Origin of the sequence: Thioclava electrotropha, from assembly GCF_002085925.2 — a bacterium.
Classification (GTDB): domain Bacteria; phylum Pseudomonadota; class Alphaproteobacteria; order Rhodobacterales; family Rhodobacteraceae; genus Thioclava; species Thioclava electrotropha.
On sequence record NZ_CP053562.1, the window covers coordinates 3,676,074 to 3,702,220 of the forward strand.

A 26,147-nucleotide genomic window follows, 5' to 3' on the forward strand; every position below is an offset into this window, starting at 1 on the left:
CGGCTGGGCCCCTTTTTCTTTGGCGGCGGGCGGCCTCACCGTGTCAGTCGAAGGAAATGGGCGACTGCTTGGCTCGGTTGACGTTGAGAGTGAAAACATCCGGCCGGGCGTAATGACCACTAACATCGAATTTGCGGCGTGAAGCCCTGGCGGCATCCACGTCCACCGTCGCGACCAGCAGCCCCTTTTCCTTCCTCATCGGGCCCGCGTGCAAACTGCCGAAGGGTTTGTAGACCACCGCATCCCCGGGATTGATCCACTCGTTGTCGTCAGGGAAAAGCTCGTCACGATAGGGGAGATCCGCGGGCACGTCGCTTGCCTCGAGCGACGTGGCGCAGCCGAGAACCCAACATCCGCCTTCGCGCGCGATATGCTGCATTGTCGCCAGCCAGGTATCGCCGCTGTCCCAGGTCGGTGCACAATAGATGTCGATATTCTGGGCATAGAGCGCGAACCGCGCCAGCGGCATGTAGTTTTCCCAGCATATCAGGGCGCCCACACGCCCGACTGCGGTCTCAACGACCTTGAGGGTCGAGCCGTCTCCGAACCCCCAGACCATACGCTCGGGGTTTGTCGGCATCAGCTTTCGATGGTTGTTCAGAAGGGTCCCGTCGGCGTCGATGATCGCTGCGCTGTTTAAAAGCGTGCTGCCGCTGACCGCCCCATCCACCTCCTGATGGCCCATCACGACCACCATCGAATGCTCTTTTGCCGCTTCCTTTATCGGCGCAAGCTCGTCTTTGCTGAGATCGATCGAATTGGCCTGCGAAAGCGCGAAGAGATCGTCGGTCTTCTTCATCCCTGCCCCCGGCGGGAGCCGCCAGACGAAAGTGGGGTAGCCCGGCAACCATGTCTCGGGAAACACGATCAGTCGGCACGCCTGAGAAGCCGCCTCGGCGACCAGTTCGACCGCTCGCTCCAGAGACGCCGTCTTGTTCATGTAGACCGGCGGTTGCTGTACGATAGCAATTTGCATGAGATCGTCCTCCCAATGGCTGTTCGGCGCGCGGCCATCAAAACGGAAGACGGTCAAGACGCCCCACTCCGTCCGCGGAGTGAGGCTCGAGAATAGCACAAGACGGCCCATCCACCGGAGAAAACCCTCAAACACCCTTGGAGCAACGTCAGAGCCGAGGCACAGAGAAAATCAGTCCACGGACGATCTCTTTCCCATCGACATCAATGCGACAGACAGCTTCGAACCGGGCGTTCGCGATCTGGCGCTTGAATTCCTCTGGGGTTCTTTCAAGTTCATCTCTTTCTAAAGCCGTTGGCTTCTTGCACCAAGACCAAGCCTCTTCGAACCAAGGCTCAACCTCGAGCGGAAAACCCAAGTACCTACGATCTCGATTTGCAGTTGCCAAATTTCGAAAAAATTTCGGTGGTGTGTAGTCAGCCTCGTTGGAAATATCCGCGTCTAGAATGATCGCACGTAGACCATTGTCGGAAGACAGCGTGTATGCTCCGTCGGGTAGGTCTGGCAGGCTGAAGTAGCCTTTTCGATAGAAAGTGTAAGTAAGCGAAGCCGCATATACGACGATCAAGATAATTGTTACTCTAAAAACCCACTTCTTCATGACGATCCTGACGTTAATGGGCTTTTTTAATTTATAGCTTTTCTTACAGGAACGTAGTCAAGCCGATCTGCTCTCAAATGAATACGTCGCCGCGCCATCAAGGCGCGCCGCGCCTCGCGATGCTGGCTCCGAGGGCAATGCCGCCCATTGTGGCGCGGATCGCAAACGCTCCCCCTTCCCTTTCCGGCCCATCGCGATAGCTTGTCGCCCGACCCAACAGGAGCCAGACATGCCCGACCAATATTTTGCCGAAGGACCCGACGATTTCCTCCCGCTCGAGGAGGTCCTCTCGATGTCGGGGCTAGACTACGTCCGCAAGATGGTCACCGGCGACGTCCCCTCCCCCACCGTGCAGAAGCTGATGGCGTACCGGATCACCGAGGCCGAGGAAGGCCGCGTCACCTGTCGCGGCACGCCGGGGCATCCGCAGACCAACGGCTATGGCGGCATTCATGGCGGCTGGTATGCGATGATGCTCGATACGGTCATGACCTGCTCGGTGATCACCGGACTGAAGAAGGGTCAGACGCAGACGACGCTCGAATTCAAGGTGAACCTGATCCGCGCGATCAAGCCCGGCACCGAGGTGATCGGCGTAGGCCAGCTCGATCATATCGGGCGTTCAACTGGCGTCGCGCGGGGTGAGATCCGGGGCGCCGAGGATGGACGCCTCTACGCGACCGGCACCGCCACCTGTTTCGTCATGACGCCCGAGGTCTGAGGCCGGCGCGGAGCCGCGCGCGAGGCGGCGGATTTCGGGGCGCAGGATGCGCGGTCGGAAAATCGCGCGCGAGCCTTCGGGCAAGACGACGCTCTCATGCAGCCCCTCGGAGGGGTCGCGACCGACGACACGCGGCGCACGCAGCCAGAACAGCTTGCCCCAGCCGGTCCATGTGCCGACGGATGGCGCATTCGGATCGCGCGGAAACTCCGCCTGCCAGCCGGGCGGCAGACTCAGCCCCAGCGACTCGGCGCGTTCCAGCATCCACACGAGCGGGATATTGGCGAGCGGGCGGGCATCGCCGAAATGGCCCAGCATCCCGCCGATATCGCCATGCGCGCCGCGAAACCAGCGCTGCTCGATCCGGGTCGCGGGAGGATCTGCCTCCGAGGCCCCCTCGTCGCTTTCCCACACCAACGGCTCCAGCACCGAGCGCCGCTCGTCGAGCGCGAGCGCCTGAAACCCATGGCGCACATGATCGCTCAGGTGGTGATCGTGAAACCGCACGCGCTCTTCGCTGACGATCCAGAAGAACGGCACGCGGATGCCCAGCGCCTGCACCGTGTCGAACGCGCCGACCATCTCGATCTCGACATTCTCGTGGCATAGGCTGTTGCGGAAGCTTTGCAGGATGTCCGCGGGGGTCTCTTCCTCGTAATGGCGCCAGGCGAGGCGGGTGTTCCGCTCGATCGCATGTTCCGGGCGCAAGAGGCCGATCCGCCCGATCATCCCCGCCAGCGAGCGCGCCGCGAAGGCGCCCCGAGAATAGCCGATCAGGAAAATCCGGTCGCCCGGACGGTAGCGCATCGCGAGCCAGCCATAGGCGCGCGAGATCTGCTGGTTCACGCCCCAGCCGAACCAGACATCCGACATGTCGTGCCAGTCCCGCCAGCGCAGCCCGCGCCCGTAATAGACCGACACTTTCGGCGCCGCCCGGCGCAGGAAGCGATAGATCAGCCCAATCGAGGTGAGGCGGTCGGGCCGCAGCGAGCCGAGCGTCCCGTCGAGCAGCACAACATGATCCACCGGCCCACGGCCTGCACCAGCTGCCGCGCGCGCCTCGGCCCGTTCCGGGCTGCGGCGACGCAGGGCAGAGATCACACGCTCGAAGAGACCGCGCATATCAGCGCTCCTCAGATAAGTTGGGCTTATACTATCCAATGTAGGATAAGTTTCTCTTATCTTCAGGGGCAATCGCGGCAGTTTGTTGACCCGATCGTGCCCGCCGCGCTTTTTGGACCGGCGCGCACGGGGTTTTCCTTGTCGCCTGCGCGGGCTAAACAGCCCTCAAGCCGAGCCAAGGATGCCTGACATGACGATGGACAAGACTTTCGATGCCGCGAGCGCCGAGCCGCGGATCTACGCGAAATGGGAAGAGGCCGGAGCCTTCAAGGCCGGGGCCAACGCATCGCGCGACGAGACCTTCTGCGTGATGATCCCGCCGCCCAACGTGACGGGCGCGCTGCATGTGGGCCACGCCTTCAACAACACCGTGCAGGATATCCTCGTACGCTGGCACCGGATGCGCGGTTTCGACACGCTCTGGCAGCCGGGTCAGGACCATGCGGGCATCGCGACCCAGCTGATGGTCGAGAAGGAACTGGCCAAGACCAGCCAGCCCAAGCGGGTGGAACTGGGCCGCGAGAAATTCCTCGAGAAGGTCTGGGAATGGAAGGGCGAATACGGCTCGACCATCATCAACCAGCTCAAGCGTCTGGGGTCATCCTGCGACTGGTCGCGCAACGCCTTCACCATGTCGGGTGCGCCCGGTGCGCCGGAAGGCAACGAGGGCAATTTCCATGACGCGGTGATCAAGGTCTTCGTCGACATGTACGAAAAGGGCCTGATCTATCGCGGCAAGCGACTGGTGAACTGGGATCCCCATTTCGAGACCGCGATCTCCGACCTCGAGGTGGAGAATATCGAAGTCGCCGGTCACATGTGGCACTTCAAATACCCGCTCGCGGGCGGCGAGACCTATACCTATGTCGAGAAGGACGAGGACGGGAATGTCCTCTTCACCGAAGAGCGCGACTACATCTCGATCGCGACCACGCGCCCCGAGACGATGCTGGGCGATGGCGCAGTTGCGGTGCACCCGTCCGATGAGCGTTACGCGCCGATCGTGGGCAAGCTCTGCGAAATTCCGGTTGGCCCGAAAGAGCATCGCCGCCTGATCCCGATCATCACCGATCAATATCCCGATCCCGAATTCGGCTCGGGCGCGGTGAAGATCACCGGCGCGCATGACTTCAACGACTACATGGTCGCCAAGCGCGGCGGCATTCCGATGTATCGCCTGATGGACACCAAGGGCGCGATGCGCGCCGACGGGCTGTCCTACGAGGAATGCGCGGCCCGTGCGATGGACATCTCGAAAGGGGCCGAGTTCACCGAGGCCGAGATCGACGCGCTCAACCTCGTGCCCGAGGAACTGCGCGGGCTCGACCGGTTCGAGGCGCGTGAAGCCGTGATCCGTCAGATCACCGACGAGGGCCTCGCGGTGACGATCACGAAGACCGTCACCGACGAAGACGGCAACGAGACCGAAACCACCATTCCTTACGTCGAAGACAAGCCGATCATGCAGCCCTTCGGCGACCGCTCGAAAGTGGTGATCGAGCCGATGCTGACCGATCAGTGGTTCGTCGATGCCGAGAAGATCGTGGGCAAGGCGCTGGATGCGGTGCGCAACGGCGACACGGTGATCATGCCCGAAGCCGGCGAGAAGACCTATTTCCACTGGCTGGAAAACATCGAGCCTTGGTGTATCTCGCGCCAGCTCTGGTGGGGCCACCAGATCCCCGTCTGGTACGGTCTGGACATGGAAGCGCCCGACTTCCGCGATGACGAAGGCGACGGAACGATCGACCTCGTGGAAATGGGCCGCCTGCTCGTCGAGACCAAGATGGTTCATCGCGACGACCGCTACCACTGCGCCTCCGATTTCGAGAGCGTCATCGGCTGGTTCAAGGCACAGAACGCAGAACTGCCGACGCCGCTGAACGTGGCGCGCATCGTCGAGGTCGAAGACCGCCACAAGGCGATCGAAGTGCTCGCCGCGAGCCTCGCGCAATACGAGATGACCGAGGATCCGACGCAGCTCGTCTACCCGGTCTGGCGCGACGCGGATGTGCTCGACACCTGGTTCTCGTCGGGGCTCTGGCCGATCGGCACGCTGGGCTGGCCCGAGGATACCGAGGAGATGCGCAAGTATTTCCCGACCGATGTCCTCGTGACCGGCTTCGACATCCTGTTCTTCTGGGTGGCGCGGATGATGATGATGCAGCTGGCCGTTATGGATCAGGTGCCCTTCCACACCGTCTACCTGCACCAGCTCGTCCGCGACGAGAAGGGCAAGAAGATGTCGAAGACGACGGGCAACGTGATCGACCCGCTCGAGATCATCGACGCTTACGGCGCGGATGCGCTGCGCTTCACCAATACCGCGATGGCGGCGATGGGCGGCGTGCTGAAGCTCTCCGAGGAGCGCATCAAAGGCTACCGGAACTTCGGCACGAAGATCTGGAACGCGACGCGCTTCGCCGAGATGAACGGCGTGTTCGAAGGCCCGGTCGTGACCGAGATTCCGCAGCCCACCCATACGGTGAACCGCTGGATCATCGGCGAGACCGCGAAGATCCGCGAACAGGTGGACGAAGCCTTCGCCGCCTACCGTTTCAACGACGCGGCGCTGGGGCTTTACGGCTTCGTCTGGGGCAAGGTCTGCGACTGGTATGTCGAATTCGCCAAGCCGCTCTTCGACGGCGAGCATGCCGAGGAAACCCGCGCCACGATGCGTTGGGTGCTCGATCAGTGCTACACGCTGCTGCACCCGATCATGCCCTTCATCACCGAGGAGCTGTGGGAGCTGACCGCACCGCAGGGCGATCGCGCGAAGATGCTCGTCCATGCCGATTGGCCGGAGTACAAAGCCGCCGATCTGGTGGACGAGGCCGCCGACCGCGAGATGAACTGGGTGATCGAACTGATCGAGGCGATCCGGTCGTCGCGCACGCAGATGGGCGTGCCGGTGGGGCTGAAACTGCCGATGGTTCTGGCCGAGGCCGATGACGCCGCGCGCGCAGCGCTCGCCAATAACGAGGCGCTGATCTTCAAACTGGCGCGCATCGAGAGCATCACCGAGGCGCCGATCCCGAAAGGGGCGATCTCGATCCCGGCGCAGGGCGCGCTCTTCGGGCTGCCGCTGGAAGGCGTGATCGACATCGCCAAGGAGAAGGCGCGTCTGGAGAAAGCGCTGGGCAAGATGGAGAAGGAAATCGGCGGCATGAAGGGTCGTCTGAACAATCCGAAATTCATCGCCAATGCCGATCCCGAGGTCGTCGTGGAAACCCGCGAGAACCTCGCCCGCGCCGAGGAAGAGGCCGAGAAAGTGCGTCAGGCCGTGGCGCGTCTGGCCGAGATGGGCTGAGCGAGGCCTTTAGCGATCAGGGCCGCGCCTGACCCTCGGGTGGGCGCGGCTCGACACGTGAGGTCTGCACTTTATCTCGCAAGACCGAACGACGGATGAGCGCGTGCGACATCGCCAATGCGCCCTCCCGGGGGGAGGGTCGGGCGCGGCCCGGGGCTGGTCGCCCCGCGCCATGAGCTGAGCGGAGGCCTTACTCCGACACTTCCTTCATCGTGAAGGCCACGCCCGAGGCGACCACGCAGATCCCCGCATAGACGATCAGCACCATTTCCGGCCCCGCCATCGCGAGCGCCGAACTTGCCGCCCCGAAGGCCAGCAGCATCATCCCCACGGTCGTGTTCGACACCGCCGTATAGGCCGCGCGATCATCCCTGGGTGACATGTCCACGAGGTAGGTCGAGCGGCCCAGCCGCACCCCCTGATAGCCGATCATCAGCCCGAACAGCGCCACCGGCGAGGCCCAGATCGTGCCCATCAGCCCCGACCAGCCAAGCACCACCGCCAGCGCTAGAAACGCGGCCGCGACCAGCCCGGTGAAGATCAGAACCTTGCGCGAGGACCGATCCGCCAGCCGCCCCCAGATATAAGAGCTCACCAGCGAGGCCAGCGCCGAGGCCAGCACCATCGCCCCCAGCGCGCCGAACCGGTTATCGCCCGCCTGGGCCGCGAGCAGCACGATATAGGGCGGCGCGAGCGCGGTCGGCAGCAGCAGCACCCGCGCGATCACGAACTTGCCCAGATCGGCGTCCTTCCACAGCAGGCTCAGTTCTGACAGGCCGATGCTGCCCTTGTCCTCGCCCGGCTGATCTTCCTCGCGCAGCGTCGAGAACAACGCCGCCGCCGCGACCCAGAGCACGGCGGCCAACGAGATCGCCGCGATCACGAGGCTCATCCGCTCCACCACCCCAGTCATCAGGGTGATTGCGAACAGGATCACCCCGGCGGCTGAGACGCTCGTCGCGATCCCGGTCGTCGTGCCGCGCCGCGTCCGGTCCACGGTCTTTCCCAGCACATCCTTGTAGCTCACCGAGGACAGCGAGCGCGCAATCGCCAGCACGCCCAGCGCAACCAGCATCGCAAGCCCCGCGGCCATCCCCTGCATCGTCAGCGCGATCACCACGATCGCAGCCGCCGCCAGCCCCTGGATCAAGCTCCCCGCCGCCCAGGCCCATTTGCGCTGCGGCATCTGGCGGACATGCGGCGCGGTGAACAGCTGCGGCAACAGAGAGCCCGCCTCGCGCACCGGCACCAGCCAGCTGACCAGCGCGGCGGGCGCGCCCACCGCCTGCATCAGCCAGCTCAACACCAGTTTCGGATCGATCAGCCCGTCGGCCAGCTTGGTCATCGACAACGAGCCGACATGGCGCAGGAAACTGCCGGGTTCGTGCTCGGCGGCGCTCTCGCTCAACTCCTTCACATTTCCCGGGCGGTCCCCTGTCAGCGTCTCGAACAGGGAGGTGGAGAAAGAGGTGTCGCTGGCGCTCATCGGCTGGCTTCCCAAACATATGTGATTTTTAAAGATTACGCCGGGACAAGCCCTTAGCCTAGTCCCCGGTTCCGGTGTTCCGGCTTCCCTCGCTACCTATTGAAGCGCCCTCTTGCCGCATGACCGCTTTGCGCTTACGCCTGTAGCCATGACCGGACCCCGATATACCCGCCTGATCGACAGCCTTCCCGCCACCGTGCCCTTCGTCGGGCCCGAGGAACACGAGCGCCTTGCCGGCCGCCGCTTCGCCGCGCGGCTGGGTGCGAATGAAAACGGCTTCGGCCCCTCGCCGCGCGCGATTGCCGCGATGGCGGCGGCGGCAGGCGATGTCTGGAAATACGGCGACTCGACCAGTTTCGAGCTGCGCACGGCGATTGCCGAGCATCACGGTGTCGCGGTCGAGAATGTGCTGGTCGGTGAAGGGATCGACGGGCTCCTGGGCTATCTGTGCCGTCTGGTGATCGAACCGGGCGACGCGGTTGTGACCTCGGACGGGGCCTATCCGACCTTCAACTACCACGTCGCAGGCTTTGGCGGGGTGCTGCACAAAGTACCCTATGCCGATGACCACGAAGATCCGCAGGCGCTGATCGCGAAGGCGACGGAGGTGGGCGCGAAGCTCGTCTATATCGCCAATCCCGACAATCCGATGGGCACCTATCATCCGCGCGAGACGATCGAGGCGATGATCGAGGCGGTGCCCGCGGGCACGCTGATGGTGCTGGACGAGGCCTATGTGGAATTCGCCGACGACGGGACCGAGGCGCGGATCAAAGCCGACGATCCCCGCGCAATCCGGATGCGCACCTTCTCGAAGGCGCATGGGATGGCGGGCGCGCGCGTGGGCTATGCCTTGGCCGCGCCCGAGCTGATCGCCGCCTTCGACAAGATCCGCAATCATTTCGGCATGTGCCGGATTTCTCAGGCCGGTGCGCTGGCCGCGCTACAGGACAAGACGTGGCAGGCCTATATGCGGCTGCTGGTGGCCGGTGCGCGCGACCGGATCGACGTGATCGCACGCGAGAACGGGCTGAGCACTCTGCCCTCGGCCACGAATTTCGTCGCCGTCGACTGCGGGCAGGACGGCGATTTCGCGCGGGCTGTACTGCAGGAACTGGATGCGCGCGCGGTGTTCGTGCGGATGCCTTTCGTCGCCCCGCAAAATCGCTGCATCCGGGTTTCAGTCGGACCGGAGGCCGAGCTAGACGCCTTCGCTACGGCTCTGCCCGACGCGCTGAAAGCCGCCCGCGCGCGCTGAGCCGCACTCCCTCTCGGACACAATTCCGCCGATGAGATCGGCGAAAAAGCACCGGCATCAGCGCATCTCGCCGCAAGGTGAGTTGCGTCGACTCGGGGGCGCGCCCATGTTTTGCTCAACAACAGGAGCAGACCCATGAGCCGCAAGACTCGCAACGCCCGTATCGCAATGCTTAGCCCGCTGGCCTTTGCCCTGGCCTTCGGCGCTTATGCAGGCATGACCCAATCCAGCCGCGAGATGAAGCTCTCGACCTCGCGCACCGAAGCCCCGCAAGTGTCGCGCGAAGCCACGGAAGAGGTCGAACAGCTCACCGACTGGCTGGAGCGTCACGGTCAGGCCTGACCGGCGCCTTTCGCGATAGCCCCTGCCGCCGCGGCGATGCCGCCGGGGTTGTGCGGGATTTTCAGCGCCTGCATCCCGGCCTCCATGGTCGCCAGCGCACCCAGCGTCATATGGGCGTTCACGTGGCCCATGTGGGCGACCCGCAGGAAATCGTTGGCCTCGGGCGTGCCGGGTTCGGCCATCCCGAGCCCGATCCCCAGCGTCACCCCCGCCTCGCGTTCGAGCCAACTGCGCAGCCGCTGGGCATTGCCCGCCCCGATCCGCGCCGCAGTCACCGAATGGGCGCGATGGGTCGGGTTCGCGATGTTGAGCGCGATGTCTCCCTCCTGTCCCCACGTCTCGAAAGCCGCCCAGACAGCGGAGGCGAGCGTCGCGTGACGCGCCCAGATATGGGTCAGACCCTCCTCCTCGAGGATCATCTTGAGCGATTCATCCAGGCCGAAGAGGTGATGCGTCGGCGAAGTGCCCCCGAAATACTGATAGACCATTTCGGGGAAAGCGCGCGGCTGCCAGTCCCAATAAGGGGTGACCAGATCGGCCTCGCGGCTTGCCGCCAGCGCCTTGTCGGAGAACCAGACGAAGCCCAGACCCGGCGGCACCATCAGGCCCTTCTGGCTGGCGGCGACCATCACGTCGACGCCCCAATCATCCATCCGGAACTCGTCGCATCCCAGAGAGGCGATGCAATCGACCATCAAGAGCGCCGGATGCCCCGCCGCGTCGATCGCCGCACGGATCGCCGCCACGTCATTGACCACCGAGGTCGCGGTATCGACATGGGTGAGCAGCACGGCCTTGATCTCGTGGTCTTTGTCGGCCCGCAGCGCCTCTTCGACCTTTGCAGGATCGGCGGGGGCCTTGATCCCGAATTCCAGACGCTGAACGTCCACGCCCATCGTGGCGGCGTTGCGCGCCCAGATATTGCCGAAGCGCCCGGTCACGAGGCTCAGCGCCTTGTCCCCGCGCGAGAACACGTTTGAGATCGACGCCTCCCAGGCCCCGTGCCCGTTGGCGATATAGATCGCGACATGGGACGAGGACATCGCCACCCGGCGCAGGTTCGCCGCGACCCGGGCCGCGATCTCCTCGATCTCGCCTTCGTAGATATTGGGCGCGGGACGATGCATCGCGGCCAGAACACGGTCAGGCATCGTCGAGGGTCCGGGAATGGCGAGGTAGGGGCGACCTTGGGCAAGGCTCATCGGGTATCTCCGTCTGGCAGAACGGATAATCGGTAATGCCGCCCGCCCGCCGCGTCAATCTCGCGCCCGGCTTGCACGCGCCCCCTGTCTCGCGGTAATTCACGGGCTTAACCGCGTGCCGAATGGCGCGCCTATCGCATGGTGCCTCGTGGCCAAGACTGCAAATCCTTACACGTCGAAACACCTCGCGGGCCGGATGTGGCGCGATTATCTGCTCAAGCACTGGCCGATGATTGGCGTGTCGATGGTGCTTCTTATGATCGAAGGCTCGACGCTGGGCGCACTGAGCTGGATGCTCAAGCCGCTCTTCGACAAGGTCTTCGTGCAGGGCGAAAGCGATCTGATCTGGTGGGTCGGCGGCGCGATCTTCGGGCTATTCCTGATCCGCGCCGTGACCTCGGTGGCCTCGCGCACGGTGATGACGAGCGTCTCGCTGCGCACCTCGAGCGATATGCAGATCGACCTGTTCCGGCACATGCTGCGGCTCGACCAGCATTTCTATCAGGCCAACCCGCCCGGCGCGCTGATCGAACGCGTGCAGGGCGACACCTCGGCCGTGCAGAACGTGTGGAAGATCTTCATCTCCAGCACCGGGCGCGACGCGGTCTCTCTGATTTCGCTGTTCGGCGTGGCTGTCGCCATCGATCCCGGCTGGACGCTTGGGGCTGTGATCGGCGCGCCGCTCCTGATCCTCCCGGTCGCCATGGCGCAACGCTATATTCGCCGCAAGACACGCCAGATGCGCGAAAGCTCTTCCGAACGCGCGACCCGGCTCGACGAGGTCTTCCACGGCATCGCCGCCGTGAAGCTCAACGGGATCGAGGAGTATCAGGCGGGGCGCTTCGCCCGTCTGGTGAACGAGGTCCGCATCGCCCAGATCAAGACCACCTTCATCTCCGGCCTCGTGCCCGCGATGATCGACATCATCACCGGTCTCGGCTTCTTCGTGGTGCTGATTCTCGGCGGCCAGCAAATTCTGGAGGGCGAGCGCTCGGTGGGCGATTTCATGTCCTTCTTCACCGCGATGGCGCTGGCCTTCCAGCCGCTGCGCCGCCTCGCGAATTCGGCAGGCGCATGGCAAACGGCGGCGGCGAGCCTCGAGCGGATCTATCGCCTGTTCGACACCCAACCCGCGATCACCTCGCCCGCGCAGCCTGCCGCCCTGCCCGAGACCACCCGGATCGAGTTCGACGACGTGCATCTGCATTACGGCGACAAGCACGTCCTGCGCGGCCTCAGCTTCGTGGCGGAGCCCGGCCAGACCACCGCGCTTGTCGGCCCCTCGGGTGCGGGCAAGACCACCGTGTTCAACCTGCTGACCCGACTCGTCGATCCCGATAGCGGGCGCATCACGCTGGGCGGCACGCCACTGAACGCTCTCGGCCTTGCCGAACTGCGCCAGCATTTCTCGACGGTGTCGCAGGATTCCGCGCTGTTCGACGAGACGATCCGCGAGAATGTTCTGCTCGGGCGGCAGGAAGTCGACACCGATCATATCCAGACCGCGCTCGAAGCGGCTCATGTGACCGAATTCACCGACCTTCTGCAAAACGGCATCAATACCGGCGCAGGCCCGCGCGGCTCGGCGCTGTCGGGCGGGCAACGCCAGCGGGTCGCCATCGCGCGCGCCGTGCTGCGCGACGCGCCGATCCTGCTGCTCGACGAGGCGACCTCCGCCCTCGACACCGTCTCCGAGGCCAAGGTCGCGCAGGCACTGGCGGACCTGAGCCAGGGCCGCACGACGCTGGTCATCGCCCACCGCCTGTCGACGGTGCGCAATGCCGACAAGATCATCGTGGTGGTCGAAGGTCAGGTCGTGGAGCAGGGCACGCATGACGAGCTGCTGGCCAAGAACGGGCCCTATGCCGGGCTCTGCCGGATGCAGCTTCTCGATTGAGTTGGCATTCCCGTCCCGGCTGCCTACATGGGCGGGGAAAGGAGACCTCTATGGCCGAGCGCATTCTCTACGAGATCACCGGTGCGGATCGCGAGCACTTCCTGCAAGGGCTGGTGACGAACGACGTGAGCCACGTGAAAGACGGGCTGGTCTATACCGCCCTGCTGACGCCGCAGGGCAAATACCTTGCCGATTTCTTCCTGCTGGCGCGGGGCGAGGCGATCGTGCTCGATATCGACGAGAGCATCGCCGAGGCGACGATCAAGCGGCTGGGCATGTACAAGCTGCGTGCGGATGTCGCGATCGCCCCCTCCGATCTGAAGGTCTATCGCGGCACCGGGCCTGCGCCCGAGGGCGCGCTGGCCGATCCGCGCCATCCCGACATGGGCTGGCGGCTCTACGGGGACAAAGCGGACGATGACGGCACCGATTGGGACGCGATCCGCGTTGCGCATTGCATCCCTGAGACCGGTATCGAGCTGACCCCCGACACGTTCATCCTCGAGGCCGGGTTCGATCGGCTGGACGGCGTCGATTTCCGCAAAGGCTGCTATGTCGGTCAGGAAGTCACCGCGCGGATGAAGCACAAGACCGAGCTGCGCAAAGGCTTCGTCACAGTCGATGTCAAAGGCCCCGCCGAGCCGGGAACCGAGATCACCTCGGACGGGCGCAGCGTCGGGCGTCTTTTCACCCGTTCCGGCGATCGCGCGATCGCCTATCTGCGCCTCGGGCGCGCATCGGGCGAGATGTCGGCGGGTGACGCGGTGGTCACTTATTTATGACCGGCGAGGATCAAATGTTTCAGAAAGCGCAAGCCCCATCCATGCGTTTTACGGAACATCGTGACGCAGAGGAAACGACCGCAAGAAATCCTTCGTAATACGAACGAATTCGCGCGATCTGAAGACCATCAATAGAGCGCAATTTCAATCACTTAGAAGACCATCTAGGCCTTCGTGCGTTCGCGCTTCGCAAATAGCCGGCCTTGAATTCCAGCGGCACACGCTTACTTCGCGTGCATTGCGATCCCTTGTGAGGGGGCTAGCTTTTGATGGGCGGCAAAGGTGATATGCGCTAGCCGCATACCTGCCATGTGACCCAAGGCATATCGAATCGGGGGCCGAACGGCCTAGATGGCCCTCACGCCAGGAAACGCAAGAGCAATAACAAAGGACGGAAGAATGCGCGATTTCGTTGACGGCTCGGCCTTCAATTACGAGCAGGGCCAACGAGCCCGCAAACTGTTCGCCGCTGTGGTTCTCGCGGCGCTGGATGATGCGATTGCAGACGACAAGAAATACGGCAACGGTCCCGAGCAGATCGCCCGCTGGGCACGCTCGCGCGATGGTCGTGAAGTTCTGTCCTGCGCCGGCATCGATCCGAACGAGCGCGTCGTCCGGGGTTTGATGGAATTCGTCGGCAAAGGTGTCCGCACGTCGGTCGCCCTGTCGCGCGAAGAAAGCGAACGCCGTCTCGCCGCGATTTCGGACGAACACGAGGCCGAAGCCGCCTGATCCTTTCAGGCGCCACGGCGACAGTTGGATACACAAAACGGCGCGTCCCACAGGGCGCGCCGTTTTGAATTTCTTGGGCGTGTTCTTCTCAGCGATCAAGAAGGGCGGTTTGCGCTCCCTTCCGTGCGAGAGCTTCTCAGTCAATGTAAGCCATGACCGCACCGCGTAGGGCTGAGTCGCATCGCGTACCCTGCCCCGGCTTTTCCCCAACCCGAAAAGCTTCAGTCCAGATCGCGGCTCATCAGAGCGCGCTGCACTTCGCGACGCACCATCTTGCGCAGGTTGCGCGTGATCTTCGCACCGAGCGCGCCTTGAAGCTCTTCGCGCAGCAGCGAAGACACGAGGTGCCGGAGCTGGGTCTCGGTCATCGATTGCGCCAGCGGATGCAAGGCGGCATCGGGCTGGTCCGACGTGGACGCAAGCTCGGCCTCGAGCGCGGCGATCTCATCCGCCTCGAAATCCTCCTCGAGCGACGCACGCAGCTCCGCATAGCTGGACGTCCGCGGCTCCGGCTCCGGGGCACGCGCCCCGGCATCGCTGAGATGCAGGCGACGCGGCGGTGTGTCAGCCGCATGCTCGCTCGCCTGCACGAACTCGGAAGCACTATCAGCGCCGTCCATCTCCGGCGTGAGATCTTCCCAATCCTGCGCTGCGGTGGCGTCCTGCAGCGACGCAGGCTCAGGCTCTGCCTCGGCTCCCGGCGGCACGTCGAAGCCGATCACGGCCTCGGTCCCGAAGGTCTCTTCCTCCGCGCTGATGTCTTCCGGCTCGACCTCTGCGGGAGCGGCGTCATCGAAATCGAGGCCCGCCAGAGGATCATCCCCGACGCTTTCAAGCGTCTCGCTGGCGATATCCGTGTCGTCTTCCGCCTCGTTGGCTTCCGGCGCATGCGGCGCGACGAAGCCGGCCACGTCCTCCCACTCGGCGCTGGTGAAGGTCTGCTCCGGATCGGAGCCCTGATCCCAAACCGGCGTAAAACTTTCGGGCAGTTCGGTCAGCGGCGCGGTGCCTGCCGGTTCGAACGCGTCGCCCGTTTCGGATTCGTAATCGGCACCATCGCGCGCCACCTCTGCCTCAAGCTGGGCGAGCGAGCCCTCCAGCCGCTTGAGCTCGTCGTCAAAGCTGCCCTGCGGCAATTCCGCCTCCGACGGCCAGGGCTCGGCCTCGGCATCGTCGAATTCGGGTTCGAAATTCTGCGGCTTGCGACGCGCCTCGGAAAGCGTTGCGGGCTCCACCGACTCGGTGGGCGCCTCCGACAGTTCGACGGCGTCATCCTGCGCCTCTGCGGCTTCCTCTTCCGGAGAAACACCCGGCGCGGACCATTCGAGATCGTGGATATCGCCTTTCGACTCCGCCTGAGTGTCCGACACGAGATGCGCGGGTGTCAAAACCAGAGGATCGGGCGTCGAGCCCTCCCCTCTCGAGGTCGGATAGCTCTCGGCCACACGTGGACTGTCCTGCGACACCAGTCGCCGGATCGATGCCAGCACATCTTCGATTTCGGGTCTGGGTCGGGTATCAGCCATGATCACTCCATCCTGCAGCGCGCACGCGCGCCTGTCCAGCCGTGACGGATCCGAAACTGAAAGGGACACCCGGAGGCTGCGATGCCTGCGCCACAGCGGCGCGGCAGGCGGGCCCGAAAGCCCGCCGAAACACCGTTCGGTCGTTACTGGCCGATGGCCTTGAGCACACGATCCAGACGCTTGCCCTGCGGGCTGAGCGTGAGGGGCGCGGTGCGGACCGAGTTGTAATAGGCCGCGGGATCATAGGTCGGAATTCCAAGCTTCAGGTTTTCTACCGTCAACAGACCCATAGCGGACAAAAGTTGATAATAAGCTACCTGCAGAGTGGCCGCCGCGTCGATCCGGCCCGCCTGCGCATCCAGCAGGTCCTGCTCGGCCGAGAGCACGTCGAGCGTGGTGCGCGCGCCCAGAAGCGCCTCTTCCTTGACGCCCTGATAGGCGGTGCGGGCTGCGGTGATCTGCTGGTCGTAAGCCGAAATCTGCGCCTTCGCGATGTCGATCGCCGCCCAGGCGTTGGCCACGTTTTGCGAGACCGTCACACCCGCCTGGCTCAGCTGCGCGCGGGCCGATTGATCGTTCGCCACGGCCTGACGCTGCGCCGAAAGAAGCGCGCCACCCGAATAAAGCGTCTGGTTCAGCTCGATCCCGGCGGATTGCGTCTGCACGCCCTGCTCTTGCTGGCGCAGGCCAAGCGAACCGGTGATTTTCGGCAGGCGATTGGCGCGGGCGTAATCCACACCGAGGTCATAGACCGCGACGGTGTGCTGCAGCTGCTTGATGCTCGGATGGGTGCGCAGCGCGATGTCACGTGCAGCATCCAGCGAACCCGGCAGAGACGGACGCTTCGGGAAGGCCGCGAGGTTGCTCGGATAGTGGCCAGTGGCCGCCTTGTAGGCCTCGCGTGCGGAGCGCAGGTTGCCCTGTGCCGCAGCGAGCGAGGCACGGGCGGACGCGAGCTGTGCCTGAGCGAGCGACACGTCGGTCTTGGTGACTTCACCAACTTCGAAACGGTCGTTCGAGGCCTTGAGTTCTTCGTTCAGGACGCGTGCCGAATTCTGGTTGATCGCGACCTGCTCGGAGGCCGATTTCACGTCCGAATAGGCCTGAATCGCCGAGAGCAACACGTTTTGCTCGACCGAGCGCAGACCCTCACGGGTGGCCAGCACGGTCTCTTTCTTCATCGAGACATTGATCTTGTTGCGACCGAAATCGAACAGCGTCATCGACGCACCGAGCGAGGTCGAGGCGCTCTGCGAGATCGCCCCAGTTGCGTCGGAATTCAGGTAATCGTAGCTCGCGGTCCATTGCAGGACCGGGCGCAGATTCGCGACCGCCTGAGCGACGTCTTCATCGGCGGCCCGCAAAGCGGCCCGGTTCTGCTCCAGCAGGTTCGAATTGCGATATGCAGAGACCAGCGCATCGGCGAGCGTCTCCGCCCCTGCCGCGACCGGCCCAAATGCGGTAGCCGCGACCAAAGCGGTCATAGTCAGAGTCTTGCGCAGCATCGAATGTCCCTCGTTTCCTGTATCGCCGCAGATGCAGGTGTTGTCCCTCTGCCGCCGGGCGCGATTACTTCAAATTCTATCGGCTCAGCGCCCGATTGCATATCCTGCAAAACAGCTAGCCTATTCGATGTGCTCCTCAGAGCACGAATTCACGCGGCTTCACGAACCCCTGGAGGACAGGTGCGGTGCCATTGAAAAGATCGCGCCAGCTCATCGCACCGTCGATCTTGTAACCGATCCGGGCGACCCCGAGGGCGTCTTCCATGAAAATTGCGGTGATCCGGCCGCCTTCCTTGAGTTGCTCGATCAGCGCGGCGGGAACGGTTTCGACCGCCCCTTCGATGAGGATCGCGTCATAGGGGCCGTGCTGCGCCGCGCCCTCGGTCAGCGCGCCGGTGACGACGGCGACATTGTCGGCCCCCGCCTCTGCCAGCGCGGCCTCTGCCTGCGATGCCATCTCCTCGTCTTCGAGCGCGACGACCGCCTCGGCCATCCGCGCGATCACGGCGGAGGAATAGCCGAGCCCCGCGCCCACATCGAGGACCAGATCATCGGGCTGGATGTCGAGCGCATCGAGCATCTTCGCGAAATTGCGCGGTTCCAGCAGCACGCGGCCCGGCGCGAGTTCGAGGTTTTCCCCGATATAGGCGGCTTCGCGCTTGGCCGCGGGCACGAATTGCTCGCGCGGCACATGCAGCATCGCCGCGATGATCGGAAATTTGGTCACATCGCTGGGACGGACCTGCGTGTCGACCATCATGGTGCGGCGCGTAGCGAAATCTTGCATGTCGAGAACTCTTCGGTAGCAAACCCTTGTGGCCGGTTTTGCCACAGAAGCAGGGTCTGAGCAAGTTATGCGAGAGGGCCTTCGGACCTGCCCTTACGCTCAGAGCCGACGTCGCCTGCGCACAATGCGCCAAAGGCACAACTCGCCTCTTGCGCGGGCGCTTGCGATACCGTATCTGACGCCAACACCACGGCGGCGAGTTGGCGGAGTGGTGACGCAGCGGATTGCAAATCCGTGTACACCGGTTCGATTCCGGTACTCGCCTCCAAATTTTTCAATGACTTACGTCGCGCTTTCTCGTTCAGAAATCGGATTTTGAAACAAGCGTTGAAACTTTCACGTTCCCTTCTTGTTCTGTTCCATTCGATTCCGGGCTTCTTGGGCCTGCTGTGCAAAAAGTCGCTGTCGGACCTCACCACCATATTTTTTCAGCATTTCTACGCCCGAGTGACCTGTGACGGCCTTCACCATTTCGTCGTCGCATCCAGCTAAGTAGAGCTCGATCGTCGCATTCTTGCGCAGACCGTGCGTGACATATTTCTTAGCTTGCGGATGCTTCATGCTTGCCTTCACCTTACGCATCTCCTCGGCGATCATGCGGTAGCTTACTGGCCGCCCCTTTGCATCTGTGATCACGTGAAGTCCCTTCTTGGGAACCGCAGATAGATACTCCGCCAAGCGTTCGGTGAGCGGGATCCACAACTCCTTGTCAGTTTTGCCTTGCTTAACCCGATAGACGCCCTCCGAAAGGTCGCCCCAACGGATCTTCACCACATCGCCAATGCGCTGGCCGGTCCCGATACAAAGTTCGTAAACAAGCCTTGCTCTAGCTGTTGCAACTTCTTCGAACTCTTCGCGCACATCCTGCGGCCACGGCTCCCAGCCGTCACTTTTTTGCTTCAGGAGAGGAACGCCATGCGCCGCGGTTTTGTCACCGGTTCCTTTAATAAAGCCTTTCAGTCTTGCATGGTTGAGGAGCACCACCATAACCTGAACGAGATAGTTCGCTTGGCGCCAATGATGCCTGTTCGCTTGCTGTAACTCGTAGATGTGCGTTGTTTCGATCTTAGCCGGCTCATAGTCGCCCCAAATATCTCGAATATGGCTAATATACTTGTGGTAGTCGCTTTTCGTGCGGGGAGCGAGTTTCTGAAAAGCCTCGCTTTCATAATAGCTTAGAATAAGGGCCTCAAAGTTCCTATTGGAAGGAGCTGACTTTTCTGCCTTAAGAAGCCGATTATAATGATCCCAAAATTCTGGCGACCCCGGCTCCTCGTGCATCATCTCTGACTGGCCGCGAGCCCGGCGAATAAACCGAACATACTCACGATCTTCGTAGACATATTTAGGGAGCGCTCTCCTCGTCATTTCTTCCCCATCCTCAGATCACCGCTGAGGAAGTCATCAGGGTGTTCTTGTTCAATCTTCGTCATGTGGAGGATGACACAGCCATCTGGCTTAACCTCGATCCGCGCGCCGGCCAATCCAGCGTCGGACAATTCGCGCACAAGTGTGGCGACAAGTCTTTTCGAGTGTGCCTGGGGGCTTGTGGCCATCTTCTTTCCTAGCGATATTCCCTCTTGGGGCCTGAATTTCCGAGGTTTTGGCCCCGCATTCCCTATTGTGGTGCTTTGGGGTGAAATACCGAAGAGGTTTCGTTCCTCAATCCACAGGAAATCGTGGCCAGGATGTAGCCGTTGCCTACGCCACATGGGCCCGGGCGCGGCTCTTCTGCTTCGGCGTGAGGATTAGCCTGATTGATCTGGAGCTTCGATTTTCTTTGCTCTCGACCTAGATCGGCAGCCATTCTCGTCTGAATAAACTTCGCGGATCGAGCACATGAAGCGTTCTTCAATCACGTGTTCGGAACTCGATGGAGACGTCAGACGGCATCCAATTCGAACGCCCCTGCTAAAGAAGATTTCACGACCTTGATCACGCCACGAGCGGCCTTTGTCGGGCTGCATCAGAAACGCTCCCCACTCCGCCTGGTGTGCCACGCAATCACTCTGCGTCTGCAAACAAGCTGAAACGCGCGACCAACGCTAAATTCTCGGGAGAAAGCGCACCTTCATGACACTGCCCCCGAGGCGTCTTTCACGAAAGCGAATAGCACCTACTGTTTGTGAAGAAGATGAACCTTTGCCGCGCGGCTCCAATATTCGGAAGACAAGCGAAGCAACGCCTTCTTCGCGGAAACACCTCACGCTTCGATCAGCGCCCCGTCGCGGAGATGGATCAGCCGATCGAAGCGGTCGAAGATTTTCTCGTCGTGCGTCACGGTGAGAATACAGGCTTCCTGCTCGACGGCGAGCTTTCGCAGCAAATCCATCACAAGCTGAGCCCGCACGGAATCGAGAGCAGCCGTTGGCTCGTCGGCAAGAATGATCCGGGGTCGGTTCGCTAATGCGCGCGCGATGGCAACGCGCTGCGCTTCCCCACCTGACAGATGCGCGGGCTTGACCTCGGCGCGATGTCCGACCTCGAGATAATCCAGCAATTCGCGTGCCCGTGCTTTCGCCGCCGCAGGCTTCCAGCCCGCGAGATTCAGCACCACCGAGACATTCTCTTCGGCTGTGAGGAACGGAAGCAAGTTATGCGCCTGAAAGATGAAGCCGATCTTGTCGAGACGAAGTTGACGCAGGTTGCCACGCAGCCATCGGCCGTCAAACACCGTCTCGCCATCGAGCAAGAGACGGCCTGCCGAGGGGTCAACAATGCATCCGATAATGTTGAGCAGTGTGGTCTTTCCCGAACCCGAAGGGCCGAGCATCGCCACCACCTCGCCCGCATGGATCTGCAAATCGACCACGCGCAATGCATCGACGCGTGTTTCACCCTCGCCATAATGCTTGGCTACGCCTGACACATCGACGAGAAGGTCACCAATTGCCATATCAGCCTCCAATCGCCGTCGCAGGGTCAACCTTGAGCGCGGCACGGATACCGAGCCCGGAGGCCACGATGCAGACACCAACGATGATCCCGGCAAGCACCAATGCGTTGGTGGGCTCCAGCACAACACGGCGAGGAAAACTGTCTTTCACCAGCAAAATCAAAGACAGCCCGATCGCCCAGCCGGAAATTCCCAGGATCAGAGCCTGCTGAACTATGAGACCGAGGATCGTGCGATCTGGTGCCCCGATCAGCTTGAGCGTCGCGATCTGTTTCAGCTTCTCCATCGTCATCGTGTAGATGATCAGCGCGATCACCACTGCCGAGACGGTGAGCAGGATGCCCAAGAATAGACCGATCTGGCGGCGTGCGCGATCGACGACCGATGCGAGCAACAGTTCTTCTTGCTGTGCCTGGGTCAGGGCGCCCAGATGTTTCCATTGCCTGATCGTCGCAGCCACCCGCTCAACATCGGCATCGGGCTCGATCCGTGCAATTACTGCGGCGACATTGCTGGCGTCTGGCGATGTTGCGCCACGCGCCGCGCGGACCCTCTCGGCTGCGGGATCGAGTTCGCTTTGAAGGGCCATCGCGTCGGAAAGCGTCATGAAGACCGCGGGGTCACCGCCGGAGTTCATCGCATTTTCTGTCAGCCCGACGACGGTAAACCGGTTACGTCCGATACGGATCGTGTCGCCGACCTGAAGCGCCGACTTTCGGTCGGCCACCAGTTCGTAGTGGCTGCGCCCAAGCCCACGCCCATCAGTGATGGTGGAGGGACCTCCGGGACGACCGCGCTCGTAACCTATAACATATAGCCGAAGCGTCTGCGTCCCGTGCTGTGCCTCGATCGTCTGGTAAGTGATCGCGCCCGCGTCAGAGATCCCCGGAAGACGCGCCACCGCATCGCGCGTCGCGGAAGGTAGCGAAGACGCCTCGGCAAAGGGCCCCTGAGTATTCGCCTCAACGACCCAGAGATCTGCGCGCGGTGCTTTGACTGCCGCAAGTGCATCCGAAACAAGACCGTTATAAATCCCGATCATCGCCAGCACGACAGTCATCAGCAACCCCAACCCGAAGCAGGTCAGGACAAAGCGAAACAGGCTATGCCGGATATCCTTGAGCGCAAGATTCATTCGTCTACCTCGACTCTCACCTTTCGGCCTTCGACAGCGCCTTTGGGAACCGGCGAAACAACCTCTGCGCCTTCCGGCAGACCGTCCGTCACCTCTGCGCGGCCGAGATCGTCGCGCGCACCGAATTCCAGGGTCGCCTGCGCGAGCGCACCATCCTGCGCTATCCAGACCGTTCCCGAAGCACCGTCGAAGCCCGTGATATCGACCTCGGGCACCATCAACGCCCGATCGCGATGACCCGTCGTGACCAGAGTCTCAGCCTGTTCGCCCAGATACATTTCGGCGGGGCAATCCGCGCAGGCGAGCCAGACCTTGCGCTCCTCGTTGACGCGGTCGCTTTCCAGCCCGATCCGCACGATTTCGCCATGAAACTCATGTTGTGGGCGCGAACGAAGACGGATGGCGCCCACCTGCCCCAGCGCAAGCTGACCCGCGCGCTCCTCGTCGATATAGGCCTGAATCCAGATCGTCTGCGGATCAATCAGGCTGAAGATCGTGTCACCCGCCTTGACCACCGTGCCGGCCTCGGCCTTGCGTGCAATGATCAAGGCATCATAGGGAGCCGCCAGAACGTGTTTATCCAGAAGCGTGCGGGCCGATTGCAGATTAGCGTCCGCCTCCGCCGCCTGAGCCCGCAGCACCATCAGCTCGGTTTCGGCCACCGCGAGATCTGCGCGCGCCACATCGAGATCGCGCTGGGTTTCCTCCGCGCTCTGCTTTGAGGTGCGATCCGTTCGTGCAAGTTCCTGCTGGCGCGTATTGGCCGCCTCGCGCTGTGACAAAACCGCCTGAGCGCGTGGCAGGGCAGCTTCCGCCTTGGCGAGCGCTGCACGTGCCGCTTCCACCCCCGCATCAGCTTGGGCAACGCGCGCCTGTTGTTCTTCGGGATGCAAACGCGCCAATTCCTGCCCGGCCATAACACGATCACCAGCATCTGTTGACAGGCTCTGCACGGCGCCCCCCAGTTCGAAGCCAACGGCGCTCAGCACACGTGCCTCAACTGTTCCCAAACCATAAATCCGGAGCGTGACATCCGTCTCTGGCGAAAGCACCGTTACCGGCAGCGGACGGTGGCGCAGCACCCAGATCCCACCCGCCAGCGCGACTGCGGCTACACCGACGACAAACCAGCTCTTACGCATCTCTCAGCCATCCTTCCTGCATTCGAGCAAGCGCAGTTGCACATCCAGCAGCGCCAGCCCGGTCTCTTCCATTGAAGTCGTGCGCGGCCCGAGCGCCCATCGGATCGCGGCGCCCTGGACAAGCGAGCTCAGCAGATAAGCAGCATCACGCGGCGTGAGATCGACCGTTATCCGCCCCTGTGCCTGTGCGGCGGCGATGTCCGCCTCAAGCGTTTCATGAAATACGCTTAGGCGCTCCCGAAAAGCCCCGCGCAGAACTTCGTTCTCGGTCGTCAATTCTCGCGAGAACAGGAGCATTGGGATCGCCGGAGTGTGCGCGATCACCCCAAGCTGTGCCGCCACCAATGCGCGCACCCGCTCCAGCGGATCTGACACACCCTCGAGCGCTGCCTCCCAGGCTGCCGCCAGGGTGCCGGTGACATGTTCGGCGACCGCACCCCAAAGCTCCGCCTTGGACGGGAAGTGCCGGAACAGAGCCGCCTGTGTCAGCCCGATCTGTTTCGCGACCGCATTCGTAGTCACGCGATCAGGGCCGATCTGGTCGGCCATCTCGAGGACGGTCGAGACGATTTCTGCTTTTCGTAGATCTGCGGATTTTCGCATCACATGCCCTTAGTTAGTTATTGATTACTTACTATGGGACAGCTATCGAAACGTCAACTGGCTCTTTGAACTGAAACCAATCCCGCATTGCCAGCGACCATTGCTCTCGGAATTTACGAAATCGAAAGCGCCCTCGGTGGCCCCTCAGGTGCCCACAAGACCTCGCGCTTCGTCGAACCAGTCGTTGAGCGCCTTGAGTGAGAAAGGAAGGCGACAACCATATCCGCCCGTAAACTCGTCATAAGCATGTTCGTTCAGGCCGTTGATGCCCACGAGGACGGGAATGCCCCGCGTGACCGCCTCCGCGATAACCGGGCGAAACCCGCGCCCTTCAGCTTCCATTTTGCCGAACTTGTTCACCACGAGCAGATCGGGCCCGTCGGCGAGACTGCGTGACACCGCCGCGACGGAGGTCTCGAGCGCGGCGGGATCAAGACGGCATCCGCGAGATCCCGCGCCGAGTGCCTGAGAGATCGATAGAACGGGTCCATTGGGCAGGACCTGGATGTCCATGTCGCAAGCGTGGCTTTGGGGTCGATCGATATTGACCTGCACAACGCCACACACGCGAAGTCCTCGCGAAATCGTCTGTCGCGCAAATCGCGCCATCAGGAAGTCCGCGTCGCCCCGACCGGGGCTTTCGATAGCGGCAATGGGAAACATCTTTTGTCCTTTCCGTTCAATCCGCTGCAGTGCTCAGATGCGGAACATCCTCACCGAAAACACTGGCGCGGGTGATCGTGCAGTCAAGATCGGCAAGCACGCCGTCCTTGAGGCCATAGATTAGTCCGTGAACCTTGACTGGCTCGCCGGCGGCCCAAGCGCGCTGAAGAATTGGTGTCTCAGCAATACGCCGCACGCCCTCGATCACATTGAGCTCCGCCAGCCTGTCGCGTCGGGACTCGATCTCGGCCAGTTGGCCAAGATCGATCGCGTAAGCGCGCGCCAGGCGACGAATGGGCTCGAGCCAGTGATCCGTCAGACCGCCCAGCATATCCTCGGTCGCCGCCTTGACCCCGCCGCAGCCGTAATGACCACAGACGATAATCTCGCGAATACCAAGGCTTTCGACGGCAAATTCAAGCGCACTCAGCAAGTTCATGTCTGAAGAATGCACGACGTTGGCGACGTTCCGGTGGACGAAGACCTCGCCGGGATCGAGCCCCGCAACAACATTCGCAGGCACGCGGCTATCGGCGCAACCAACCCAGAAGAACTCCGGGTTTTGCCGCGTCGCAAGACGTGAGAAATAGCCAGGCTCCTCCGCCTTGCGGCGTTCCGACCAAGTGCGGTTGCGGGTGAAAAGATCGCTCAGCATCGCTTTTGTCCCTATGCCGTCAGATCGACCCCAGAGATATCTGCTCGTGCGGCGAGCTCCGCCACGAAGGCGCGCACTGCGCGTATCCAGGCTGCCTTCTCCATCGCTTCGGCAATACGCGGACGCACGGTCTCGTATGGCAGTGGAGCGCCTTCGGCGACCGCATCGAGCCGGATCACATGCCAGCCGAAACGACTGAGCACGGGCTCCGCGGTGAGCTCTCCTTGGCCAAGCGCACGCAGGGCTTTCTCGAACTCAGGAACGGTGTCGCCCGGGCCGAGTTGGCCGAGGAAGCCACCCTCGCCGCGCGACGAGCAGTCGCTATTCTCCTTGGCTAGACGCGCAAAGCTTTTGGGTTTTTCGATCGCCTCTGTCGCCAAGGCGCGCGCGCGGGCCTCAGCTGTCTCGCGTTGCGCCTCGTTGCGCGGATCGCAGGCGATCAGTATATGCGCGGCTTCCCAAAGCGGCGGGGCGCGGAACCGCGTGGGATCACGGCTCCATTCGACTTGGATATCCTCCTCGGAGGGAGGCGTCACCTCGACGGCATCCTCGAGAAGCGCACGGATCAGAGCCTCGTCCTCGGTCTCGATCTGTCCCGGAGCGACATCCTGAGGGTCGGCGTCAATCGCACGGTGCTCCGCTTCTTGCAGAAGAAGCGCGCGAACCGCGAGCGCATTGGCCGCCTTGCGCCAGGCAATGCCGGGTTTGTCACTCGGGCCGTTATGATGCTGGGCTTCCGCAGCAATCGCCGCGGAAGGGATAGTCTGGCCATTCACGACGACATCGGGAAAGAGCGGTCTGGTCAT

General features: G+C 62.6%; 24 protein-coding genes and 1 tRNA gene. 8 read left to right on the forward strand and 17 right to left on the reverse strand.

The window, feature by feature from the left end; all coding sequences use genetic code 11:
* Positions 1 to 43 precede the first annotated feature (43 nt).
* Entirely contained in the window at positions 44 to 1,033 is a 990-nt protein-coding gene (locus AKL02_RS17480; protein ID WP_232621657.1) for a carbon-nitrogen hydrolase family protein, read from the reverse strand.
* Positions 1,034 to 1,124: 91 nt separating this feature from the next.
* Positions 1,125 to 1,577 carry a hypothetical protein gene (locus AKL02_RS17485; RefSeq protein ID WP_133051970.1) on the reverse strand — a complete coding sequence of 151 codons (453 nt, stop codon included), beginning with the start codon at positions 1,575 to 1,577 and terminating at the stop codon, positions 1,125 to 1,127.
* Positions 1,578 to 1,806: 229 nt separating this feature from the next.
* On the opposite strand from AKL02_RS17485, the gene AKL02_RS17490 reads away from it, so the two are divergent.
* A complete protein-coding gene (locus AKL02_RS17490; RefSeq protein WP_083078323.1) occupies positions 1,807 to 2,298 on the forward strand; it encodes a PaaI family thioesterase in 492 nt (163 codons plus the stop codon).
* Here AKL02_RS17490 and AKL02_RS17495 read toward each other — a convergent pair.
* Positions 2,200 to 3,420: a T6SS phospholipase effector Tle1-like catalytic domain-containing protein gene (locus tag AKL02_RS17495; protein ID WP_083078322.1), complete on the reverse strand. Its 1,221-nt coding sequence runs from the start codon at positions 3,418 to 3,420 to the stop codon at positions 2,200 to 2,202. The two genes, AKL02_RS17490 and AKL02_RS17495, sit on opposite strands and share 99 nt — an antisense overlap.
* Before the next feature lie 190 nt (positions 3,421 to 3,610).
* Here AKL02_RS17495 and AKL02_RS17500 point away from each other — a divergent pair, with 190 nt between their 5' ends.
* Positions 3,611 to 6,730 carry a valine--tRNA ligase gene (locus tag AKL02_RS17500; protein ID WP_083078321.1) on the forward strand — a complete coding sequence of 1,040 codons (3,120 nt, stop codon included), beginning with the start codon at positions 3,611 to 3,613 and terminating at the stop codon, positions 6,728 to 6,730.
* Positions 6,731 to 6,920: 190 nt separating this feature from the next.
* On the opposite strand, the gene AKL02_RS17505 is transcribed toward AKL02_RS17500, so the two are convergent.
* A complete protein-coding gene (locus AKL02_RS17505; protein ID WP_083078320.1) occupies positions 6,921 to 8,216 on the reverse strand; it encodes an MFS transporter in 1,296 nt (431 codons plus the stop codon).
* Between the two features lie 148 nt (positions 8,217 to 8,364).
* Between AKL02_RS17505 and AKL02_RS17510 the strand changes: the two genes are divergently transcribed.
* Positions 8,365 to 9,474, forward strand: coding sequence for a pyridoxal phosphate-dependent aminotransferase (locus AKL02_RS17510; protein WP_083078319.1), 1,110 nt, complete (start codon positions 8,365 to 8,367; stop codon positions 9,472 to 9,474).
* Between the two features lie 135 nt (positions 9,475 to 9,609).
* On the forward strand, positions 9,610 to 9,816 hold the full coding sequence (locus AKL02_RS17515) for a hypothetical protein (RefSeq protein WP_083078318.1): 207 nt from the start codon (positions 9,610 to 9,612) through the stop codon (positions 9,814 to 9,816).
* Here AKL02_RS17515 and AKL02_RS17520 read toward each other — a convergent pair.
* Positions 9,807 to 11,018 carry a pyridoxal-phosphate-dependent aminotransferase family protein gene (locus AKL02_RS17520; protein WP_083078317.1) on the reverse strand — a complete coding sequence of 404 codons (1,212 nt, stop codon included), beginning with the start codon at positions 11,016 to 11,018 and terminating at the stop codon, positions 9,807 to 9,809. The genes AKL02_RS17515 and AKL02_RS17520 overlap by 10 nt on opposite strands.
* A gap of 196 nt (positions 11,019 to 11,214) precedes the next feature.
* Between AKL02_RS17520 and AKL02_RS17525 the strand changes: the two genes are divergently transcribed.
* The 3 genes from AKL02_RS17525 to AKL02_RS17535 all read left to right on the forward strand — a co-directional run bounded on the left by AKL02_RS17525 (position 11,215) and on the right by AKL02_RS17535 (position 14,429).
* Positions 11,215 to 12,915 (forward strand): ABC transporter ATP-binding protein, encoded by a 1,701-nt coding sequence (locus AKL02_RS17525; RefSeq protein WP_083078316.1) that lies wholly within the window; start codon positions 11,215 to 11,217, stop codon positions 12,913 to 12,915.
* 50 nt (positions 12,916 to 12,965) lie between these two features.
* Positions 12,966 to 13,697 carry a CAF17-like 4Fe-4S cluster assembly/insertion protein YgfZ gene (gene ygfZ, locus AKL02_RS17530; RefSeq protein WP_083078315.1) on the forward strand — a complete coding sequence of 244 codons (732 nt, stop codon included), beginning with the start codon at positions 12,966 to 12,968 and terminating at the stop codon, positions 13,695 to 13,697.
* A 399-nt stretch (positions 13,698 to 14,096) separates the two neighbouring features.
* Positions 14,097 to 14,429, forward strand: coding sequence for a DUF6280 family protein (locus tag AKL02_RS17535; protein WP_075773874.1), 333 nt, complete (start codon positions 14,097 to 14,099; stop codon positions 14,427 to 14,429).
* Between the two features lie 221 nt (positions 14,430 to 14,650).
* On the opposite strand, the gene AKL02_RS17540 is transcribed toward AKL02_RS17535, so the two are convergent.
* From AKL02_RS17540 to AKL02_RS17550, 3 genes are all read right to left on the reverse strand, one after another.
* Positions 14,651 to 15,955: a hypothetical protein gene (locus tag AKL02_RS17540; RefSeq protein WP_083078314.1), complete on the reverse strand. Its 1,305-nt coding sequence runs from the start codon at positions 15,953 to 15,955 to the stop codon at positions 14,651 to 14,653.
* 143 nt (positions 15,956 to 16,098) lie between these two features.
* Complete coding sequence (locus tag AKL02_RS17545; RefSeq protein WP_078542289.1) at positions 16,099 to 17,460, reverse strand: TolC family outer membrane protein; 1,362 nt, start codon at positions 17,458 to 17,460, stop codon at positions 16,099 to 16,101.
* 136 nt (positions 17,461 to 17,596) lie between these two features.
* A complete protein-coding gene (locus AKL02_RS17550; RefSeq protein ID WP_083078313.1) occupies positions 17,597 to 18,247 on the reverse strand; it encodes a protein-L-isoaspartate O-methyltransferase family protein in 651 nt (216 codons plus the stop codon).
* A 194-nt stretch (positions 18,248 to 18,441) separates the two neighbouring features.
* On the opposite strand from AKL02_RS17550, the gene AKL02_RS17555 reads away from it, so the two are divergent.
* Positions 18,442 to 18,515 (forward strand) — tRNA-Cys (locus AKL02_RS17555).
* Positions 18,516 to 18,583: 68 nt separating this feature from the next.
* Here AKL02_RS17555 and AKL02_RS17560 read toward each other — a convergent pair.
* From AKL02_RS17560 to AKL02_RS17595, 9 genes are all read right to left on the reverse strand, one after another.
* On the reverse strand, positions 18,584 to 19,615 hold the full coding sequence (locus AKL02_RS17560) for a site-specific integrase (RefSeq protein ID WP_083078312.1): 1,032 nt from the start codon (positions 19,613 to 19,615) through the stop codon (positions 18,584 to 18,586).
* A complete protein-coding gene (locus AKL02_RS21145; protein ID WP_083078311.1) occupies positions 19,612 to 19,803 on the reverse strand; it encodes a hypothetical protein in 192 nt (63 codons plus the stop codon). Before AKL02_RS21145 ends, AKL02_RS17560 begins: the two co-directional genes overlap by 4 nt.
* Positions 19,804 to 20,450: 647 nt before the next feature.
* Positions 20,451 to 21,143 carry an ABC transporter ATP-binding protein gene (locus AKL02_RS17565; protein WP_078549132.1) on the reverse strand — a complete coding sequence of 231 codons (693 nt, stop codon included), beginning with the start codon at positions 21,141 to 21,143 and terminating at the stop codon, positions 20,451 to 20,453.
* 1 nt (position 21,144) lies between these two features.
* Positions 21,145 to 22,278, reverse strand: a complete 1,134-nt coding sequence (locus AKL02_RS17570; protein WP_078549134.1) for an ABC transporter permease — start codon at positions 22,276 to 22,278, stop codon at positions 21,145 to 21,147.
* On the reverse strand, positions 22,275 to 23,420 hold the full coding sequence (locus tag AKL02_RS17575; protein ID WP_083078310.1) for an efflux RND transporter periplasmic adaptor subunit: 1,146 nt from the start codon (positions 23,418 to 23,420) through the stop codon (positions 22,275 to 22,277). Before AKL02_RS17575 ends, AKL02_RS17570 begins: the two co-directional genes overlap by 4 nt.
* Positions 23,421 to 23,423: 3 nt before the next feature.
* The gene (locus tag AKL02_RS17580; protein WP_078604892.1) at positions 23,424 to 24,023 is read right to left on the reverse strand and encodes a TetR/AcrR family transcriptional regulator; all 600 of its coding nucleotides are present in this window, start codon (positions 24,021 to 24,023) and stop codon (positions 23,424 to 23,426) included.
* A 144-nt stretch (positions 24,024 to 24,167) separates the two neighbouring features.
* Positions 24,168 to 24,632: a DUF2478 domain-containing protein gene (locus AKL02_RS17585; protein ID WP_232621658.1), complete on the reverse strand. Its 465-nt coding sequence runs from the start codon at positions 24,630 to 24,632 to the stop codon at positions 24,168 to 24,170.
* Between the two features lie 70 nt (positions 24,633 to 24,702).
* The gene (locus tag AKL02_RS17590; protein ID WP_078604894.1) at positions 24,703 to 25,341 is read right to left on the reverse strand and encodes a carbonic anhydrase; all 639 of its coding nucleotides are present in this window, start codon (positions 25,339 to 25,341) and stop codon (positions 24,703 to 24,705) included.
* An 11-nt stretch (positions 25,342 to 25,352) separates the two neighbouring features.
* Positions 25,353 to 26,147, reverse strand: coding sequence for a peptidylprolyl isomerase (locus AKL02_RS17595; protein WP_083078309.1), 795 nt, complete (start codon positions 26,145 to 26,147; stop codon positions 25,353 to 25,355).

Coding starts and splice junctions, on each gene's coding strand:
- AKL02_RS17485 (WP_133051970.1), bottom strand. CDS start 1,577: ATGAAGAAGTGGGTTTTTAGAGTAACAATTATCTTGATCGTCGTATAT.
- AKL02_RS17490 (WP_083078323.1), top strand. CDS start 1,807: ATGCCCGACCAATATTTTGCCGAAGGACCCGACGATTTCCTCCCGCTC.
- AKL02_RS17495 (WP_083078322.1), bottom strand. CDS start 3,420: ATGCGCGGTCTCTTCGAGCGTGTGATCTCTGCCCTGCGTCGCCGCAGC.
- AKL02_RS17500 (WP_083078321.1), top strand. CDS start 3,611: ATGACGATGGACAAGACTTTCGATGCCGCGAGCGCCGAGCCGCGGATC.
- AKL02_RS17505 (WP_083078320.1), bottom strand. CDS start 8,216: ATGAGCGCCAGCGACACCTCTTTCTCCACCTCCCTGTTCGAGACGCTG.
- AKL02_RS17510 (WP_083078319.1), top strand. CDS start 8,365: ATGACCGGACCCCGATATACCCGCCTGATCGACAGCCTTCCCGCCACC.
- AKL02_RS17515 (WP_083078318.1), top strand. CDS start 9,610: ATGAGCCGCAAGACTCGCAACGCCCGTATCGCAATGCTTAGCCCGCTG.
- AKL02_RS17520 (WP_083078317.1), bottom strand. CDS start 11,018: ATGAGCCTTGCCCAAGGTCGCCCCTACCTCGCCATTCCCGGACCCTCG.
- AKL02_RS17525 (WP_083078316.1), top strand. CDS start 11,215: ATGTGGCGCGATTATCTGCTCAAGCACTGGCCGATGATTGGCGTGTCG.
- ygfZ (WP_083078315.1), top strand. CDS start 12,966: ATGGCCGAGCGCATTCTCTACGAGATCACCGGTGCGGATCGCGAGCAC.
- AKL02_RS17535 (WP_075773874.1), top strand. CDS start 14,097: ATGCGCGATTTCGTTGACGGCTCGGCCTTCAATTACGAGCAGGGCCAA.
- AKL02_RS17540 (WP_083078314.1), bottom strand. CDS start 15,955: ATGGCTGATACCCGACCCAGACCCGAAATCGAAGATGTGCTGGCATCG.
- AKL02_RS17545 (WP_078542289.1), bottom strand. CDS start 17,460: ATGCTGCGCAAGACTCTGACTATGACCGCTTTGGTCGCGGCTACCGCA.
- AKL02_RS17550 (WP_083078313.1), bottom strand. CDS start 18,247: ATGCAAGATTTCGCTACGCGCCGCACCATGATGGTCGACACGCAGGTC.
- AKL02_RS17560 (WP_083078312.1), bottom strand. CDS start 19,615: ATGACGAGGAGAGCGCTCCCTAAATATGTCTACGAAGATCGTGAGTAT.
- AKL02_RS21145 (WP_083078311.1), bottom strand. CDS start 19,803: ATGGCCACAAGCCCCCAGGCACACTCGAAAAGACTTGTCGCCACACTT.
- AKL02_RS17565 (WP_078549132.1), bottom strand. CDS start 21,143: ATGGCAATTGGTGACCTTCTCGTCGATGTGTCAGGCGTAGCCAAGCAT.
- AKL02_RS17570 (WP_078549134.1), bottom strand. CDS start 22,278: ATGAATCTTGCGCTCAAGGATATCCGGCATAGCCTGTTTCGCTTTGTC.
- AKL02_RS17575 (WP_083078310.1), bottom strand. CDS start 23,420: ATGCGTAAGAGCTGGTTTGTCGTCGGTGTAGCCGCAGTCGCGCTGGCG.
- AKL02_RS17580 (WP_078604892.1), bottom strand. CDS start 24,023: ATGCGAAAATCCGCAGATCTACGAAAAGCAGAAATCGTCTCGACCGTC.
- AKL02_RS17585 (WP_232621658.1), bottom strand. CDS start 24,632: ATGGCGCGATTTGCGCGACAGACGATTTCGCGAGGACTTCGCGTGTGT.
- AKL02_RS17590 (WP_078604894.1), bottom strand. CDS start 25,341: ATGCTGAGCGATCTTTTCACCCGCAACCGCACTTGGTCGGAACGCCGC.
- AKL02_RS17595 (WP_083078309.1), bottom strand. CDS start 26,147: ATGACCAGACCGCTCTTTCCCGATGTCGTCGTGAATGGCCAGACTATC.